Genomic DNA, 16,242 nt, shown 5'->3' with positions numbered 1-16,242 from the left:
GAGTACATCGGGCAGGACAAGGTCAAGGAAGGGCTCCTGATCTCGATCCAGGCCGCGCAGGCGCGTGGAGAGTCCCTCGATCATCTGCTGCTCTACGGCCCGCCGGGGCTGGGCAAGACCACGCTGGCGTCGATCGTCGCGGCCGAGATGGGCGTGAACCTGCGGATCACCTCCGGGCCGGCGATCGAGCGCGCGGGCGATCTCGTGTCGATCCTGACGAACCTCAAGCCCGGCGACGTCCTCTTCATCGACGAGATCCACCGGCTCAACCGGGTGGTGGAAGAAGTGCTCTACCCGGCGATGGAGGACTTCGCGGTCGACATCGTGCTCGGGAAGGGGCCGGCCGCCCGCTCGATGCGGCTCAACCTGCCGCCCTTCACGCTGGTCGGCGCGACGACCCGCTTGGCGCTGCTCACCTCGCCGCTGCGAGACCGCTTCGGTTCCACCTACCGCCTCGAGTTCTACAGCCTGGAGGCGATGCAGCAGATCGTGACGCGCGCGGCGCGCATCCTCGGCGTCGCGATCGACGAGGACGGCGCGCGGGAGATCGCATCGCGGGCGCGCGGGACGCCGCGCATCGCCAACCGGTTGCTGCGACGGGTGCGCGACTACGCGCAGGTGCGGGCCGACGGGGTCATCACCGCGGACGTGGCCCGGGCGGCGCTGGAGATGCTGGAGGTCGACCATCTCGGGCTGGACGACGTGGACCGGGTTATCCTCCGCACGATTGTCGAGAAGTTCGACGGCGGGCCGGTCGGCGTCGAGACGCTGGCGGCGGCGACCAGTGAGGAGGCCGATACGATCGAGGATGTCTACGAGCCCTACCTGATCCAGCTCGGATTCCTCCAGCGGACGCCGCGCGGCCGCGTCGCCACACGCCGCGCGTACGAGCACCTGGACATCCCGTACGTTGAGCGGCCCGAGAGCCCACAGCAGGCCCCGCTCTTTGATCCTGACGCTTCCTGAGCTGATGACGACCCCGCAGCCGGAACAAACCTCCGCCCCGCTCTGGATGGCGGACTACGACTATGACCTGCCGCCCGAGCTGATCGCGCAGCACCCGGTGGAACCGCGCGATGCGTCGCGGCTCATGGTGGTGGACCGCGCGAGCGAGACGATCACCCACCGCCAGTTTCGGGACCTCCCCAGCCTGCTCAGCCCGGGCGATCTGCTGATCGTGAATGACACCCGCGTCATGCCCGCACGGCTCCACGGGCGGCGGCCGACCGGCGGGCAGGTCGAACTGCTCCTGCTCCGGCGCCTGGAGGATGGATGCTGGGAGGCGATGGGCCGCCCGGCGCGGCGGCTGCGGCCGGGGACGGTCGTTCACCTGCGCGACCAGGGAGGCCACGAGGCCGCCGAACCGGCGGAGATTGTCGCGCGGCGGGGTGAGGGCCTGCTGGCCGTTCGGCTGCCGTCGGAGGTCGAGGCCCGGCTCGACGAGTTCGGGGAGATGCCCCTCCCGCCCTACATCCGCGCCCGGCTTGAAGACCCGGAGCGCTACCAGACCGTCTTCGCGACCGAGATCGGCTCCGCGGCGGCGCCGACCGCCGGGCTGCACTTCACGCCGCGATTGCTGGCCGAGCTGGAGGCGGCAGGTATCCGTCGGGCGACGATCACACTGCACGTGGGATTGGGTACCTTCCTGCCAGTCAAGGTCGAAGACGCTCGCCAGCACCGGATGCATCAGGAGTGGTACCACGTGCCGGCCGCGACCCTGGCGGCCATCCGTGAGGCGCGCGAAGCCGGGCGGCGGGTCGTGGCGGTCGGGACCACGGCGTGCCGGACGCTGGAGTCGATTGCCCCGAACCTCGACTCCGACGGTGACCTCAGCGACTGGACCGACCTGTTCATCGTGCCGGGGTATCGGTTCCAGGTGGTGGACGCCCTCGTGACCAACTTCCACCTGCCGCGCTCCACGTTACTCCTCCTCGTGAGCGCATTTGCCGGGCGTGATCTGATTCTACGCGCCTATGAGGAAGCGGTGCGGACGCGTTACCGGTTCTACAGCTTTGGTGACGCAATGTTCATTCTCTAATCCGTCGCGCGGCCCGGCGACGAACTGCGTGAAGATCTGGTGACTTGTACCTTTGAGTGAGCCGGTGTAGCATCGTTGGAGGTTGCGCGGCTCACGGCACAGATGCTGCGGACCGGCTGTGGCGGTTGGCCGTTCCACAACCGTGCCTCGCAATCGCCCCGACACCCCCGGTGGTACCGGTGCCGGCCAGCCGCTGAGATGACGGCAAAGTCAGCGGGAGGTCCTATGCAAACGACTGAGCGTGAGGCGGTGACTCATAACCTGGAGAGGCACGGCATTGTGGGAGCCGGGCCGATCCACTGGAACCCGGTAACGCCTGCTCTCTACGAGCACGCGATCCGACGCGGTGAAGGGGCCATCGTCCACCTTGGGCCCCTTGCGGTCCGAACCGGGCGCTTCACCGGCCGCACGCCAAAGGATAAGTTCATCGTCCGGGAGCCGTCCTCGGAGCAGAACATATGGTGGGACGGCAATCAACCTTTCGACCCCGACAAGTTCGATCAGCTCCACCGTCGCGTCGCCGAGTACCTGCGCGGGAAGGAACTCTTCGTGCAGGATTGCTACGTCGGCGCCGACCCGGCGTACCGCCTCGGCGTACGCGTCATCACCGAGCTTGCCTGGCACAGCCTCTTCGTCCGCAACCTGTTCATCCAGCGGCCGACCGACGCTCCGCCCCTGGAGGAGCCGGACTTCACCGTCATCTCGGCGCCGCACTTTCATGCCGATCCTGAGCGGGATGGAACGCGCTCCGATGCGTTCATCATCATCAACTTCGCCAAGCGCATGGTGCTCATCGGCGGGACCGAGTACGCCGGTGAGATCAAGAAGTCGATTTTCAGTGTGATGCACTACCTGCTGCCGCTGCAGGGCGTCCTCTCGATGCACTGCTCGGCCAACGTCGGCCGCGGCGGCGACACCGCGCTCTTCTTCGGCTTGTCCGGCACCGGGAAGACGACGCTTTCGACCGACCCGGACCGGCAGTTGATCGGCGACGACGAGCACGGGTGGAGTGACCACGGCATCTTCAATTTCGAGGGCGGCTGCTACGCCAAGGTAATCCGACTCTCGCCCGAGTCGGAGCCGGAGATCTACCAGACGACGAGGCGCTTCGGCACCGTGCTGGAGAACGTGGTCTATAACCCCGAGACCCGCCGCCTCGACCTCAATGACGACAGCATCACCGAGAACACCCGCGCAGCCTACCCCCTCAGCCACATCCCGAACTCGACCAAGACCGGTACCGGCGACCACCCGCGCAACATCTTCCTCCTGACCGCCGACGCCTTCGGTGTCCTGCCGCCGATCTCGCGGCTGACCTCGGCGCAGGCGATGTACCACTTCCTGTCGGGGTATACCGCCAAGGTCGCCGGGACGGAGGTCGGGCTGACCGAACCGCAGGCGACCTTCAGCGCCTGCTTCGGCGCGCCGTTCCTGACCCTGCCTCCGCGGGTCTACGCCGACCTGCTGGGCGAGTTGGTGACCAAGCATGGGACGAACGTGTGGCTGGTCAATACCGGCTGGTCTGGCGGACCGGCGGGGGTGAGCGATCGAATGCCGATCGCCTACACCCGCGCCATGATCGCCGCGGCGCTGGACGGCGGGCTGGCCTCGGTCCCGACGACACCCGATCCGGTCTTCGGGGTTTTCGTTCCGGAGCGGTGCCCGGGTGTGCCGTCCGAGATCTTGCAGCCGCGGAGCGCCTGGAAGGATCCCGAGGCCTACGACGAGCAGGCGCGGCGGTTGGCCGAGATGTTCCGGCAAAACTTCGAGCCGATCGCGGGCCTCGTCCCGGCCGAGGTGCGCGAGGCCGGGCCGCGCGTCGGCTGATCGTTCGCTCCCGTTGAGTAGAATGGCGGGCGTGCCCACGCGGGCACGCCCGCGTTCGCTGTGGCGCGGGTTGGTGATCGTGCGCCGTCGTACGGCGAAAGGATCGGACTGAGAGCGAGGATGCGGCGACTCTTCGTAATCGTGCTAGCCGTTCTGGTGCTGGTGGCCTGCGGTGGGCAGACCGCGACGCCCACCCCGGAGCCCACGGCGACGCCGGTCGCCACAGCCGGGACGGAGGAAGGATCGAACATGGCTACCAACGGACCCAAGCAGTGGTCGTCTCCGCCGCCGATGCAGCTCAAGGAGGGCGTGGACTACCAGGCCACGCTGCACACGAGCAAGGGGGACATCGTCATCGACCTGTTCGAGAATGAGACGCCCCAGACGGTCAACAGCTTCGTCTTCCTGGCCCGGGAGGGCTTCTACAACGGCGTGACGTTCCACCGGGTGATCGAGGGCTTCATGATCCAGACCGGTGATCCCACCGGCACCGGCGCGGGCGGGCCCGGCTACGAGTTCGCGGACGAGCTGTTCACCCGAGACTACACGCCGGGCACCGTGGCCATGGCCAACCACGGGCCGAACACCAACGGCAGTCAGTTCTTCATCGTCCAGGCCGACCTCCGCGGGCGCCTGCCCAAGGACTACACCATCTTCGGCGAGGTTACCCAGGGGATGGATGTTGTGAACGCGATCGCGGCCGTGGAGAAGACGTACAACCCGCGGATGGGCGAGCAGTCGGCTCCGGTCGAGCCGATCTACATCGAGTCGGTCGATATCGTGGAGAAGTAGCGCCGGGTCGCGAGCGAGCCGGGTGGAGGTTGGCCAACGGTGGCGATGGAGACAGGACGCGGGCCGCATCTGCTGGTGGCCGCGATCTGCCAGCGAGCGCAGCAAGATCAATACGGTTCGTTCAGCTTGATCAACCTCCTGGAGCATCTGGTCGCCGGGTCGGACGATCCGAACGCCCCCGAGCAGATGCCGCCCTTCCGCCTCGACGCGAACCTGGTGGTCGTGTTCGTCTCCGGGGATGCCGTCGGTGACCGAACGGTAACCGTGGTCGCGGAGCAACCGAACGGCGAGCGGCTGCCGCCGGTCAGCCAGCGGATCACCCTGCGGGGCGGCGACCAGCGTGCGACCATCGTGTCGGATCTCTCGCTCGACATCGACCAGACCGGCGTCTACTGGTTCGAGGTGTACCTGGACGACGATCTCGTCACGCGCATCCCGTTGCGCATCGGCTACGAGCGCGGGCCGCGCCAGCCCTGGATGGACCTCATCCGCTGACGCACCGCGTCGCGGCACCCGCCTTGCTGACGCTGGGACATTCGTGCCCAATCTTCATGTCCCAGCGTCGCAGGAAGGGGTGCCCTCATGGACTACGAGGTCTTTGAGCTAGGCGATGTCGTCCTGCAGTCCGGCATGCGAATTCCCGACGCGCGCCTGGCCTATGTCACCTTCGGCACGCTCAACGCGGACAAGAGCAACGCGATCCTTTATCCCACCTGGTATTCCGGGCAGCACACCGACAACCTGTGGCTGATCGGCGAGGGGATGGCGCTCGACCCGAGCCGCTACTTCATCATCATCCCCAACATGTTCGGCAACGGGCTGTCGTCATCACCGAGCAACACGCCCCCGCCGTACGACTGCGCGCGGTTCCCCAACGTGACGGTCTACGACAACGTCCAGGCCCAGCACCGCCTGGTCACCGAGCGCTTCGGGATCACCCGGCTGGCGCTCGTCACCGGCTGGTCAATGGGCGCGCAGCAGACGTTCCAGTGGGCGGCGAGCTTCCCCGACATGGTCGAGCGGATCGCGCCCTTCTGCGGCACGGCCAAGACCTGGCCGCACAACTATGTGTTCCTGGAAGCGGTCAAGGCGGCCATCCGCACCGACGCGGCGTGGAAGAACGGGTGGTACACGGAACAGCCCTGGAACGGGCTGCGCGCAGTAGGCCGTGTCTATGCCGGCTGGGGCCTTTCCCAGATGTTCTACCGCGAGGAAACGTGGCGTGAGATGGGCTACGCCTCGCTGGAAGACTTCCTGGTCGGCTTCTGGGAGGGCTTTTTCCTGAAGAAGGACGCGAACAACCTGCTCGCGATGGCCTGGACGTGGCAGCATGGGGATATCTCGGCGAACCCCATGTACAACGGTGACTTCGACCGCGCGCTCGCGTCGATCAAGGCCCGCGCGATGATCTTGCCGGGCGAGAAGGATCTCTATTTCACGCCCGAGGATGGCGAGTACGAAGCCCGGCGCATCCCCAACGCCGAGTTTCGACCGATCCGGTCGACGTGGGGCCACTTCGCGGGCGGCGGGATCAACCCGGTCGACACGAAGTTCATCGACGACGCGCTCAAGGAGTTGCTGGCGGAGTAGCGCGGGATACCTCTCACCCCCTGGCCCCTCTCCCACAAGCGGAGAGGGGGAACGGAACTGGTCAGGCGCGCAACTCGTGGAGCGCGGCCAGGAGCCGGGTGATGTCCTCGGCGGTGGTGAAGTAGGCGCAGGAGACGCGCACGGCGCTCGGGACCTGCACGCGACGCTGGATGATGCGGTACTCGTCCCACAGACGCCGGCTCAGCTCCTCGCCGCTCCAGCCGTCGTACGAGAAGGTGACCAACCCGCAGCTCTGCTCCCACGACGTCGGGGTGTGGAGGGTGATCCCAGGCAGCGTCGCGAGCTGCTCTTTGAGTGCGGTGCTCGTCGCCGCGCAGTGGCGTTCGATGGCGCCCCAGCCCAGGTCTGCGAGGTACGTGACGGCATCGGGCAGGGCGGCGAACGTGTGCCAGTTGCGCGTGCCGTACTCGAAGCGGCGCGCGGTGGGGGCGTAGTCCCAGTCTGCCTCGGCGGGGCGATCACCGAGCGCGATGCGGTCGAAGACCGGTTGGATCGAGCCGTCGCCGACCAAGACCGGCTCAACTTGAGGAATGAGCTCGCGGCGCAGGAAGAGGAACCCGGTGCCCTTCGGCCCGCCGAGCCACTTGTGGCCGTTGCCGGTCATGGCGTCGCAGCCGATGGCCTGCACATCCACCGGGAACTGCCCAAGCGACTGCGCGCCGTCGACGAGCGTCAAAATGCCGCGCTCCCGGCAGCGGCGGCAGATCTCCGCGACCGGCAGGCGAATGCCCGTCTCACAGGAGACGTGGCTCACGACCACCAGGCGGGTGGCCGGGGTCAGCGCGCGCTCAAAGGCGGCGAGCGTCTCTTCCGGGTCTACCGAGATCGGGAAGAGGCGCAGCCGCGCGCCGCCACGCCGCTCGGCGGCTGCCCACGGCAGCAGCACCGCCGGGTGCTCCTGGGTCGTGGTAAGGACGATGTCATCTGGCGTGAGCCGGAGTCCGGCCGCCAGGATGGCGACTCCGTCCGTCGCGTTGCGGGTGAGGGCGATCTCGTCGGGATCGCGGGCGTTGATGAGGGCGGCGAACGCGGCGCGGGCGCGCTCGTACGCATCGCGCGCGGCATCCTGCGTCACATGGCCGCCCCGTTCGTACGCCGCCTGCGCGGCCAGGTGGCGTTCCAGCGCCGGCTCCGGCATCAGCCCGACGGTGCCCGTGTTGAGGTAGGTGACCTCCCGCAGGATCGGCAGCGCCGCCCGCACGGCGGCGAGGTCGTAGGTCCGCTCGTTACCCATCAGTTCGCCCCCGTTCCATTCCCTCCGTCGTCGCCGCGGCACGGTAGCACCGCGACGCGGCCGGGGTCAAGCGTCTGATGGCGTTCGACGAATCCACCGTTGACACCCGTCTGCAGCCCACGACTGCTGCGTGTCGTCATGTTGTGGGGTTTGGTGAAGTGACCCGCTCCACCCGCCACCCGCACCCCCAGTGTTGACATCTTGAGCGGAGCCGGCCGGTGCGGAGCACCGGGGGCGCAGCGAAGGATCTCTGGTGTGTGCCGGAACCGACGCGAGATCCTTCGCTGCGCCGGGTGCGGCTGGCCGCCGCCCAGGGCTCCGCTCAGGATGACACGCGGGGAGTCGCGGGCCGTTGGCGGGTCTATCGGGTTAACTCGTCAATTTCCATGAGAAGACAGCAGCGCAGGAGCGGCTGAGGGAGGCGCGATCACGTCGTCGATGTGCGTCGTTCATCACACGATGTACCCGGGGCGGCTCGGCCGACCGCCCCGGGTACATCGGGGGGAGGAGGGATGGAAGTGGGAGGTTGCGGGTTATTCGAGTTCGCGGATGGTGTCGCAGATGCGGACGTACTCGTCGAGGAGCTGGATCCAGAAATCCTCCCAACGGGTGACGTCCTTGCCGTCCTTCAGGGCCTGCTCGATCCGCTGGTAGCCATCCTCCAGCCGGAGCTGGAGCGCGGTGCGCCGCCGCTTCAGATCCTCGAGGTCCGACACTGCGTCGCGGGCCGTCATGGCTGTCGAGGGTGCTGCGACCATGGTTCCGTGTTCCTCCCTGGCACAATCGACCGGTCAGGCGAGCGGGGCCTAACCCGCCCGCCGCTGCTGGAAGCGCTCAATCAGGGCTGATGCATCGCGCCGGGACAACCCGTCGACGCCGCTGCCGAAGGCTTCCATGGCCTCGGCCTCCAGCTCCTCCTCGCTCAGCCCGACCTCGCGGGCGATGGCGTGGAGGAACTTGATCTGCCGCGGCGTGGCCGGGCTCGGCGTCGCCGCCTCGCCCCGCTGCTGACGGCGCTCGCGCGTCCGCTCCAGGTCGATGGGGGAGTCGACGATGCGGCTGGACGCCGCGCCAAACTCGAAGTCCGGGCAGAACTGCGTGCCGTAGCCCAGCGCCGCGAGCGCCCGGCCAAGGGCCTTCGTCTCCGCCTTCTCGAGGTAGTCACGGAAGTCGTCGGCGGCCTCGCTGCCCCACCCGGTGGCAGACCCGCCGCCGGGAATCGTGACCCGAGCGCGGAAGACGGCCGTGTCGCCCTCGTGGCTGACCAGCTCGGTCTCGATCTGCCCATCCGGGTGCTCGGTGCGGAACCAGACGAGGCGCCACTTCACCTCGAGGTAGTCCCCGCCGCCGACCTTGGTGATGTACTTGCTTGGGTCGAACGCGGTCTTCTCGGCCATTGCCATGTCCTCCAATGCGCGGCGGTAATTCCAGAACTTTTGTTCTAAACCATGATACCGGGTGGTTGCCCAGATGTCAAGCAGCGGATGGGGCGAGCGTGTGCTATAATGCGTGCGCTAAGGGTGGTGTACGGACACAGAAGGGGTGGGCCTGTGCGGCTGTCCTGCCAGCAAGAAGACCTCCAGCGCGCGCTCGGCTACGTCTCGCGCGCGGTCTCTCGCAAGTCGACGCTGCCGGTGCTGGGCAACGTGCTGCTCTCCGCCGAAGGAGGGCGGCTGAAGCTCGCTGCCACGAACCTGGAAATTGCGATCACGGCATGGACCGACGCCACGGTCGAAGAGGAGGGGACGATCACCGTCCGCTCCGACCTGCTGACGGAGTTCGTGGCCAGCCTCCCCAACGACTCCGTTTCGATCGAGCTCGACCGCCGCACGCTGTCGGTCGCCGTGTCCTGCGCCCGCTCGAAGGCTCACATCAAGGGGATCGGCGCGGAGGACTTCCCGACTCTGGCGACCATCGGCGATACCGAGCCCACCGCCCGCATCGATCCGGCGGAATTCCGCGAGGCGATTGGCCAGGTGGCGTTCGCCGCGGCCACCGACGACAGCCGCCCCGTGCTGGCCGGCGTGCTCGCCGAGTTCGAGGGCGCGTCGCTCACCCTGGCGGCAGCCGACGGCTTCCGTCTCTCGGTCCGGCGCTGTGACCTGGTCGAGCCGAGTCGCGAGTCGCTCTCGATCGTGGTGCCCGCGCGGGCGCTGCAGGAACTGGCGCGCATCATCGGCGACCTGGAGGAGCCGATCGACATGGCGGTCACGCCCAACCGCAGCCAGCTCCTGGTGCGCGCAGGCTCGATCGAGTTCCTAAGCCGCCTGATCGACGGCCACTTCCCCGACGTGCGCCACATCATCCCGCAGACCTACGGCACCCGGATGGTCGTCAGTCGCGACGAGTTCCTGGCTGCCGCGCGGCGAGCCAAGCTCTTCGCCCAGTCGAACAACGACGTCGTGCGCATCCAGATGAACCCGGGCGACGGCGAGCTCGATCCGGGCTTCGCGACCATCTCGGCGCAGGCGGCGGAGACGGGCGACAACGAGGACCACCTGGAGGCGCAGGTCGAAGGTCCCCAGGCGCACATCGCGTTCAACGGCCGCTACTTGACGGAAGTGCTCTCGGTCATGCGCAGCACCGAGGTGGCCCTGGAGATGACCAGCCCGAACGCGGCCGGCGTCTTCCGCCCGGTCGGGAGCGACGACTTCACGCACGTGATCATGCCGATGGTCGTCGGCACCTGATCTGCGTCGTGCCCGCGCGGGTGGGCCGCCGCCAGAGTGTGCCGCCGGGACGGGGCGGCCTCGGGCCGCGGGAGTCGCGGGAGGACTGGAGACGGCGGCCTGAGGCCGGATGATACTCACCACGCTGCAGCTCGAAGAGTTCCGTTCCTACCGCCGGCTGGGCATCGACCTCCCGGCGGCCGGCTTGCGCATCTTCGGCCAGAACGCCGGGGGCAAGACGTCCCTGCTGGAAGCGGTCTACCTGCTGGCCACGATGCGCTCGCCTCGCGCCAGCTCCGAGCGAGAAACGATCCACTGGGAGAGTGGCGTCGAGCTCGGGCTGCCTCCCTACGCCCGCGTTGCCGCGAGGATCCGGCACAACCGGCACGAGACCGACATTGAAGTCGTGCTGACCGTGGACGAGGAGCGCGGTGGCGCGCTGCGGAAGCGGGTGAAGCTGGACGGCCGGCCGCGCCGGGCGATCGACGCCGTCGGCGCGCTGAAGGTCGTGCTCTTCACCCCCGACGATCTAAACCTAATTCTCGGCTCGCCGTCGGTCCGGCGCCGCTACCTTGACATCACCCTGTCGCAGATCGACAGCACGTATCTCCAGGCGCTGGGGCAGTACGGGCGCCTGCTGGAGCAGCGGAACAGCCTGCTCAAGGAGCTCGGCGGGCGCCGCCCGCGCGACGAGCGCGCCATCGAGGACCAGATGGCGTACTGGGACGCCGAGATCGTCACCCGCGGGGCCTACCTCCTCGCCCAGCGCCTACGCTACGTCCACGAGGTGGATCGAATCGCGGCCGAGGAATTCCAAGGGCTGGCGCGCACCGATGACCGGCTCGGTCTGCGCTACTCCACGACGGTCACCCTGCCGGATGCGCTGCGCGAGCGCGTAGTGGAGTCCACCCTGGCGGACGCTCAGGCGTTCGTTGCCCGCGCGCTGGAGTCGGACCTCCACCGCCTGCGCCCGGACGAACTGCGGCGCGGGGTGACGCTGGTCGGTCCACACCGGGACGATCTCCACTTCCTCCTGGGCGGACATGAATTGAGCGCCTACGGCTCCCGCGGGCAACAGCGGCTGGCGGTCGTCGCCACCAAGCTCGCCGAGCTGCGTCAAGTGGTAGCCACGACCGGCGAACGGCCGGTGCTTCTCCTCGACGATGTCCTCTCCGAGCTCGACCCGGAGCACCAGGAGCGGCTGCTGGCCGCGCTGGGGTCGGCAGGTTGCCAGATCCTGATCACCGCGACCGATCGTGTGCTCCTCGACCAGCCGGCCCTCGCCGCCCTGCCGCTGGTGGAGGCGCGCCGTGGCACACTCGTATGGGTCGAGGGGGAGGGGGCCGCATCTGCGTCCGAGCCCGAGTGACGTTGCGAGACCCGCACCACACCTGCTATAATCGGACGTGCCGCGCTAGCGGCGATCGCGTTGGGGAGTCGTCTAACGGTAGGACAGCTGACTCTGGATCAGCCAGTTGGGGTTCGAATCCCTGCTCCCCAGCCAGAGTAAATCGCCCCGCTCCAAAACGGAGCGGGGTTGTTTGTTTCCGCACGGACTACGAGCACACCGCCATCCTACGTGTAAACCAACCAACGCCGGCTCCCCTGAAGGTGGTTGTCTCTTTCGTGGCGGCCAGTCCTGTGCTGCGCAGCCGATGTCGGGGTGTCAACCGCCGGCGGCACAATCATCCTTCGATCCGCCAAGGGGCCGCTTGCAAACGCGAGGGCCGCCGATGGGAGAGGCGCACCGTATTCCAGCATGGCTGATACAAGTCCATTGTCTGGTGAGACGTGTTGACATAGAAGACCCTTGTGTCTAACCTCTCTTCGTCTGCCGAACGCTGGTCGCTCCCACGACTGATGGGGACGGCACCAACTTGTCCCTGCGTGAGCTGGTTACAGCGCCAAGCTCATCGAGGGCGTACATACCCGCTCTTCAGTGCCGTCTAACGCTCGTCAGAGACGACCTCACAGTAACGGTGGTCATGCATTGGTTCCCTGTCTTGTCGCTGCTAGACGCTGTCTTGAAGGAATCCACAGTGCGTTGGTTGCTCCGCTGGTTTCGCCGCACCAAACAACACTCGTCACGTGCGGAGGGAACAGGACGCTTCCGGATTGCAGTGCGCGGTGAGTCGCGCTACCAGGACGCACTCCGAGCCATTGCCGGAAGTGGGGAACAGCCGGTGCGTAAGTACGTTCGAGCGCGCCTCGTGCCTGAGCCGAGCAACCGGTACGACCACAACTCCATCCAGGTCCGTATTCAGGGGCACCTGGTGGGATACCTGTCGCGAGAGGACGCGCGGGCTTATGCTCCCGCCTTTGCCCGGCGCGAGAATCGCCCGATCAACTGCGCTGCCGTGATCGTCGGCGGCGGCCCGACGAGAGACGGCCGGCGGAAAGCGTTCGGCGTCTGGCTAGCCCTACCACCGCCTGAGAAAATACGAACAACGTACTCGCCCAGGTATTCCAAGGAATATTGAATCGGCCGTAGAGGCTGTGAGGCGCGCACGCGGCGGGTGGCGCCGCCTGTGAGACAACGAACTCTAAGCCTGCGGCTTTGGGTCCGCATTCCTGTTGCCCGGCCACATTGAATATCCCGATTCGAGAGAGTGAACCGCGCTCCGAATCAGAGCGGGTGATTTCGTGCCGGGCGGGGGAGGTATCGGCTCCATGCGTGGTCGCGTGGTGAAGCGTGACCGCCGGCACGCACCTTCAGGACTATTCTCCCGTGTCGAGGATTGGGACGCCGCTGTAGAGTCCTCCAAAGTCGATCGGTGCCGACGGAGGAGACGACGGTGCGGCGAAGGGCTGGACTGGTCATCGCGTTATGCGCAGCGATCCTGGCAGTCCAGGTCACGATCCCGATCTTCCAGCTCACGAAGCCTCGCCCGGCTCGGTGGGGATGGCAGATGTACTCGAGCGTGCGGTCCCCAGCCAAGCTGGTCGCAGTCCTCACCAGTGGGGAGGAGCGGGAGGTGGATCGCACGGCCTACATCCCCTACCCACGGCTCGAAATGGATACGGATGCCGTCTTGGTAGACCACGTGTGCCGCACGGTCCCTGACGTCGCGCGCGTGCGCGTGGAGCGCTCGCCGGAGACGGTGGAGGTGATCGAGTGCGGCAACGGTTGACCGAGCTGGCTCTACTGCCGGTCTCCGCGCGGCCCGTGGCGCTGTCACGCATCCTGGTCGGCACGGCGGCGGCACTCGAGGCCGTTGCGAGCTGGCCGCGGTTGACGGCGGTACTCGCGCCGGGAACGGTGCCCGTGCCGTTCTCGGCGATGATCCCGCGGCTGCCCGCTCCGGCGGCGCCGTGGTTCATGGCCCTCTGGCTCGCGGCGGCTGTCGCCTTCGCTGCCGGGTGGCGCACCTGCTGGGCCGGCGGACTGCTGGCCGCGCTGATCGGCTATCATCTGGTACTCGACCAGCAGACATACTCCAACCACGGATATCTGATGTTCTGGATCATCGTGCTCTTGCTGCTGGCCGATTGCGAGGCCGCCTGGTCGCTGGATGCCCGAAGGACGGGATCGCGCGACGCGGTGCCGGGGTGGCCGGTCTTCCTGCTGCGGGCACAGCTCACGATCACGTATGCCTTCGCGGTGATCTCGAAGCTGAACCTCGTGTATGTCTCCGGCGGAGTGCTGGTCGTATACCTACGTCGCGAGTACGGGCCGCTCGTGCTGCCGGACGCCTGGCTCGACTGGCGAACCCTGATGCCGCTCGCGCTCCTGTCCATCGTGATCGAAGCCTTCCTCGTGGTGGGGTTCTGGGTGCCACGCTGGCGTCGCGCAGCGCTGCTGGCTGGGATCGCGCTGCACGGCGTGATTCCCATCATCTTCATTGGTGGGCCAGGTGTGTCGGGAGTGCTTTGGCTTATCGTCTTCGGGCTGGCAATGGCGTCGTTGTACGCCCTGTTCTGGGCGACGCCGCAGGGGGGAAGTGCCGTCGAACCGGTGGTGCGTGCGGATGCCGTGCTCGTCGGCCAGCGGTAGCCCTGACGCGGGCCAGGGGAGCCGATCGTAAACCCCGCCCCAGATGGGGCGGGGCATGAGGTGAGGCTCGCGATGGAGCGCGGGGTTCGCTAGTGTGGGTGCTCCTTGTCGACGTCCTCGGCATCGAGGGTGACATCGCCCTCGCGGCTGATCCGCGGTCGCTCCTTGCGGACCTCCTCGGAGATCTCCTCGGTGTCCTGGACCCGGCGCTTCTGAACGTCGACCTCGCCGGTGACGACGGTCTCCTTATCGACCGTGACCTCTTCCTCGTGGATCGGCACGTGGATTTCGTCCTCGCCGATGTCGCCTTGCGTCGGGCGCTTCGACTCGACCGGGCGGTACTCGACATCCACCTCTTCCCGAGTCACCGGTACCTCGCGAGTCTCCTGCTCGGTTACGACCTCGCGCTCCACGTCGACCGCACCGGCTTCAACCTCGCGCTTGCGCGTACGGAGCTCTTCCTCGCGGATCTCCATCCGCTCGCTGGTCTCACCCGTCGGGCGGGTTTGGGGCTCCCGGCTGAGCATCTCGCCCGTGTCGGCGGCGCGTGTCTCCCGGCCCTGCATCTCTCCGGCAGGACCGGTGCGGGTCTGGCGATCCCGCATCTCGCCGGCACCGGTCGGGCGGGCCCTCGCGACTGCTTCGGGGTTGTCCCAGCCGCGGGATTCAATCTCGTCCTTGGTGACGTTCAGGAAGACCTTGCCGTCGCCGGCGGTGCTGACCGCCCAGAGGGGGATGTAGCGTTCGGTCGTGAAGAGGAAGCCCCGCGAAACGATGATGTACTCGTCGCGGACCTCTTCGATGTCCCCGACCTTGCTGCCTTCCGACCCAAGGACATCCCAGCCCCGCTGGAGCTGGCTGGGCTGGATGTGACCGATGTCGCCCATGCCCGGGTCCAGAGTCTCGTCGCCATATGCCATGGTTGACCTCCCCGACCACTCTCCGGCCTCTGATGGGCCACCGCTGACGCCGGAGGCGTACGAACTGCGTGTCGTCCGCGCCCGCGCGCGAACCCATTGCGTCTCGTGTCGCGGGAAGCGCCCACGACACCTCTGAATGATGCAAGCCCTGTGCCAACTATCATTGAATACGCAAATATGCGTTCGAATGCCGCGAATTCTGCGAGGGCAAGGGGGTCACGGCTGCTCGGCTCCGGCCTCCGGCTCGGCGAAGCTCTCGGACACGCGACCGGTCTGGTCCGGGTCCTCGACGACGACCCGCTCCTGGCGCAGCGTGTCCTGGAAGACCTCGCGCTCGGTGACGCGGACCCGACGAATGCGCAGTTGCTCGCGGAGGACGAGCCGCCGGCTGACGACGAGCTGCTCTTCGTACACCGGAATTATGAGTACGTCGTCCTCCATCCACGGGTCGAGGCGCTCGCTGACGATCTCGCCGATGGGGACCCGCTGGAGGTCGATCTCCTCGTGGGTCGCATCGAGTTCGAGTCGTGCCGGGATCTCCTCAACGACGCGGCGAACCACAACCTCGCCGGCCTGGCGCCACTCCGTACTGGGTACCAGTCGCTCTTCCCGCAGCTCCATAGTTTGCTCGTCGTCACCCGCCACAGGTGTTGCCGTGGCAATGTCGGTCCGGTCGTCGGCACCGTGGCGGCGTAGGATACGCTCAGCCTCGCCGCTGCGCTTGTCGCCCTTGACGGTGACGATGGTCCGGCCGCTCTTGAGTTCCCCCTCGTAGAACCGAGCTTCCTCCTCCGGGATGCCCAGTGCGGCCAGCGCGTCGACGATGGCGCCGGCGGCAGCTCCCTCCGGTGCCTCGGTCTCCTGGGCTGGGCGGGACCGCGCGTCGCGTCTCCGCAAAATGCCGATCTGGTCGTGCGTGAAGCCGACTGCATGCAGGTTCGCCACTGCGCGCTCGGCCTGATCGGGGTCGGGAAACACGCCCACGACGGCGGGGCGATCATCGGGTGCCATATCGAGCTCACTTCCGCTGGTGCGGCGCTGACCCGGCCGTTTGCCGGATCGTCCGTCCGGCAGGTGGGTGCAATGGTGGTGCCACGAGGGACAACCGTCAGGGACAAGGGGGGGGGGGGGGGGGCGCGGGGATCAGTTTCGGGGGG

The 16,242-nt window shown here is 67.4% G+C and carries 16 protein-coding genes and 1 tRNA gene; 12 read left to right on the top strand and 5 right to left on the bottom strand.

Going from position 1 to position 16,242, the window contains the following annotated elements; all coding sequences use genetic code 11:
• From ruvB to IRZ30_RS09345, 6 genes are all read left to right on the top strand, one after another.
• The coding region (gene ruvB, locus IRZ30_RS09370; protein WP_294084723.1) for a Holliday junction branch migration DNA helicase RuvB at positions 1-966 on the top strand (966 nt) is incomplete at its 5' end.
• A 46-nt stretch (positions 967-1,012) separates the two neighbouring features.
• Positions 1,013-2,038: a tRNA preQ1(34) S-adenosylmethionine ribosyltransferase-isomerase QueA gene (gene queA, locus IRZ30_RS09365; RefSeq protein ID WP_366945336.1), complete on the top strand. Its 1,026-nt coding sequence runs from the start codon at positions 1,013-1,015 to the stop codon at positions 2,036-2,038.
• Between the two features lie 225 nt (positions 2,039-2,263).
• Positions 2,264-3,865, top strand: a complete 1,602-nt coding sequence (gene pckA / locus IRZ30_RS09360) for a phosphoenolpyruvate carboxykinase (ATP) (RefSeq protein WP_294084721.1) — start codon at positions 2,264-2,266, stop codon at positions 3,863-3,865.
• A 120-nt stretch (positions 3,866-3,985) separates the two neighbouring features.
• Positions 3,986-4,657, top strand: coding sequence for a peptidylprolyl isomerase (locus tag IRZ30_RS09355; protein WP_294084720.1), 672 nt, complete (start codon positions 3,986-3,988; stop codon positions 4,655-4,657).
• A 39-nt stretch (positions 4,658-4,696) separates the two neighbouring features.
• Positions 4,697-5,152: a hypothetical protein gene (locus IRZ30_RS09350; protein WP_294084719.1), complete on the top strand. Its 456-nt coding sequence runs from the start codon at positions 4,697-4,699 to the stop codon at positions 5,150-5,152.
• An 87-nt stretch (positions 5,153-5,239) separates the two neighbouring features.
• Complete coding sequence (locus IRZ30_RS09345) at positions 5,240-6,247, top strand: alpha/beta fold hydrolase (protein WP_294084718.1); 1,008 nt, start codon at positions 5,240-5,242, stop codon at positions 6,245-6,247.
• 61 nt (positions 6,248-6,308) lie between these two features.
• On the opposite strand, the gene IRZ30_RS09340 is transcribed toward IRZ30_RS09345, so the two are convergent.
• The 3 genes from IRZ30_RS09340 to IRZ30_RS09330 form a co-directional block, all read right to left on the bottom strand.
• Positions 6,309-7,502 carry an aminotransferase class V-fold PLP-dependent enzyme gene (locus IRZ30_RS09340; RefSeq protein ID WP_294084717.1) on the bottom strand — a complete coding sequence of 398 codons (1,194 nt, stop codon included), beginning with the start codon at positions 7,500-7,502 and terminating at the stop codon, positions 6,309-6,311.
• A gap of 533 nt (positions 7,503-8,035) precedes the next feature.
• Positions 8,036-8,260 carry a hypothetical protein gene (locus IRZ30_RS09335; protein ID WP_294084716.1) on the bottom strand — a complete coding sequence of 75 codons (225 nt, stop codon included), beginning with the start codon at positions 8,258-8,260 and terminating at the stop codon, positions 8,036-8,038.
• Positions 8,261-8,308: 48 nt separating this feature from the next.
• On the bottom strand, positions 8,309-8,899 hold the full coding sequence (locus tag IRZ30_RS09330; protein ID WP_294084715.1) for a hypothetical protein: 591 nt from the start codon (positions 8,897-8,899) through the stop codon (positions 8,309-8,311).
• Positions 8,900-9,052: 153 nt separating this feature from the next.
• On the opposite strand from IRZ30_RS09330, the gene dnaN reads away from it, so the two are divergent.
• The 6 genes from dnaN to IRZ30_RS09305 all read left to right on the top strand — a co-directional run bounded on the left by dnaN (position 9,053) and on the right by IRZ30_RS09305 (position 14,165).
• Positions 9,053-10,192: a DNA polymerase III subunit beta gene (dnaN, locus tag IRZ30_RS09325; RefSeq protein ID WP_294084714.1), complete on the top strand. Its 1,140-nt coding sequence runs from the start codon at positions 9,053-9,055 to the stop codon at positions 10,190-10,192.
• A 109-nt stretch (positions 10,193-10,301) separates the two neighbouring features.
• Complete coding sequence (gene recF / locus IRZ30_RS09320; protein WP_294084713.1) at positions 10,302-11,540, top strand: DNA replication/repair protein RecF; 1,239 nt, start codon at positions 10,302-10,304, stop codon at positions 11,538-11,540.
• A gap of 61 nt (positions 11,541-11,601) precedes the next feature.
• Positions 11,602-11,675: transfer RNA gene (locus IRZ30_RS09315), tRNA-Gln, on the top strand.
• A 481-nt stretch (positions 11,676-12,156) separates the two neighbouring features.
• Positions 12,157-12,651, top strand: coding sequence for an HIRAN domain-containing protein (locus IRZ30_RS17175; RefSeq protein ID WP_366945335.1), 495 nt, complete (start codon positions 12,157-12,159; stop codon positions 12,649-12,651).
• A gap of 429 nt (positions 12,652-13,080) precedes the next feature.
• On the top strand, positions 13,081-13,302 hold the full coding sequence (locus tag IRZ30_RS09310) for a hypothetical protein (protein ID WP_294084712.1): 222 nt from the start codon (positions 13,081-13,083) through the stop codon (positions 13,300-13,302).
• Positions 13,287-14,165, top strand: coding sequence for an HTTM domain-containing protein (locus tag IRZ30_RS09305; RefSeq protein WP_294084711.1), 879 nt, complete (start codon positions 13,287-13,289; stop codon positions 14,163-14,165). Before IRZ30_RS09310 ends, IRZ30_RS09305 begins: the two co-directional genes overlap by 16 nt.
• Positions 14,166-14,254: 89 nt before the next feature.
• On the opposite strand, the gene IRZ30_RS09300 is transcribed toward IRZ30_RS09305, so the two are convergent.
• A complete protein-coding gene (locus tag IRZ30_RS09300) occupies positions 14,255-15,085 on the bottom strand; it encodes a YsnF/AvaK domain-containing protein (protein ID WP_294084710.1) in 831 nt (276 codons plus the stop codon).
• Positions 15,086-15,301: 216 nt separating this feature from the next.
• Positions 15,302-16,096, bottom strand: a complete 795-nt coding sequence (locus IRZ30_RS09295) for a DUF2382 domain-containing protein (protein WP_294084709.1) — start codon at positions 16,094-16,096, stop codon at positions 15,302-15,304.
• Between the last annotated feature and the right edge of the window lie 146 nt (positions 16,097-16,242).

The sequence above is a fragment of the Sphaerobacter sp. genome, assembly GCF_019683595.1.
Taxonomy (GTDB): Bacteria; Chloroflexota; Chloroflexia; order Thermomicrobiales; family Thermomicrobiaceae; genus Sphaerobacter.
This window is presented reverse-complemented; position numbering and strand designations above follow the sequence as displayed.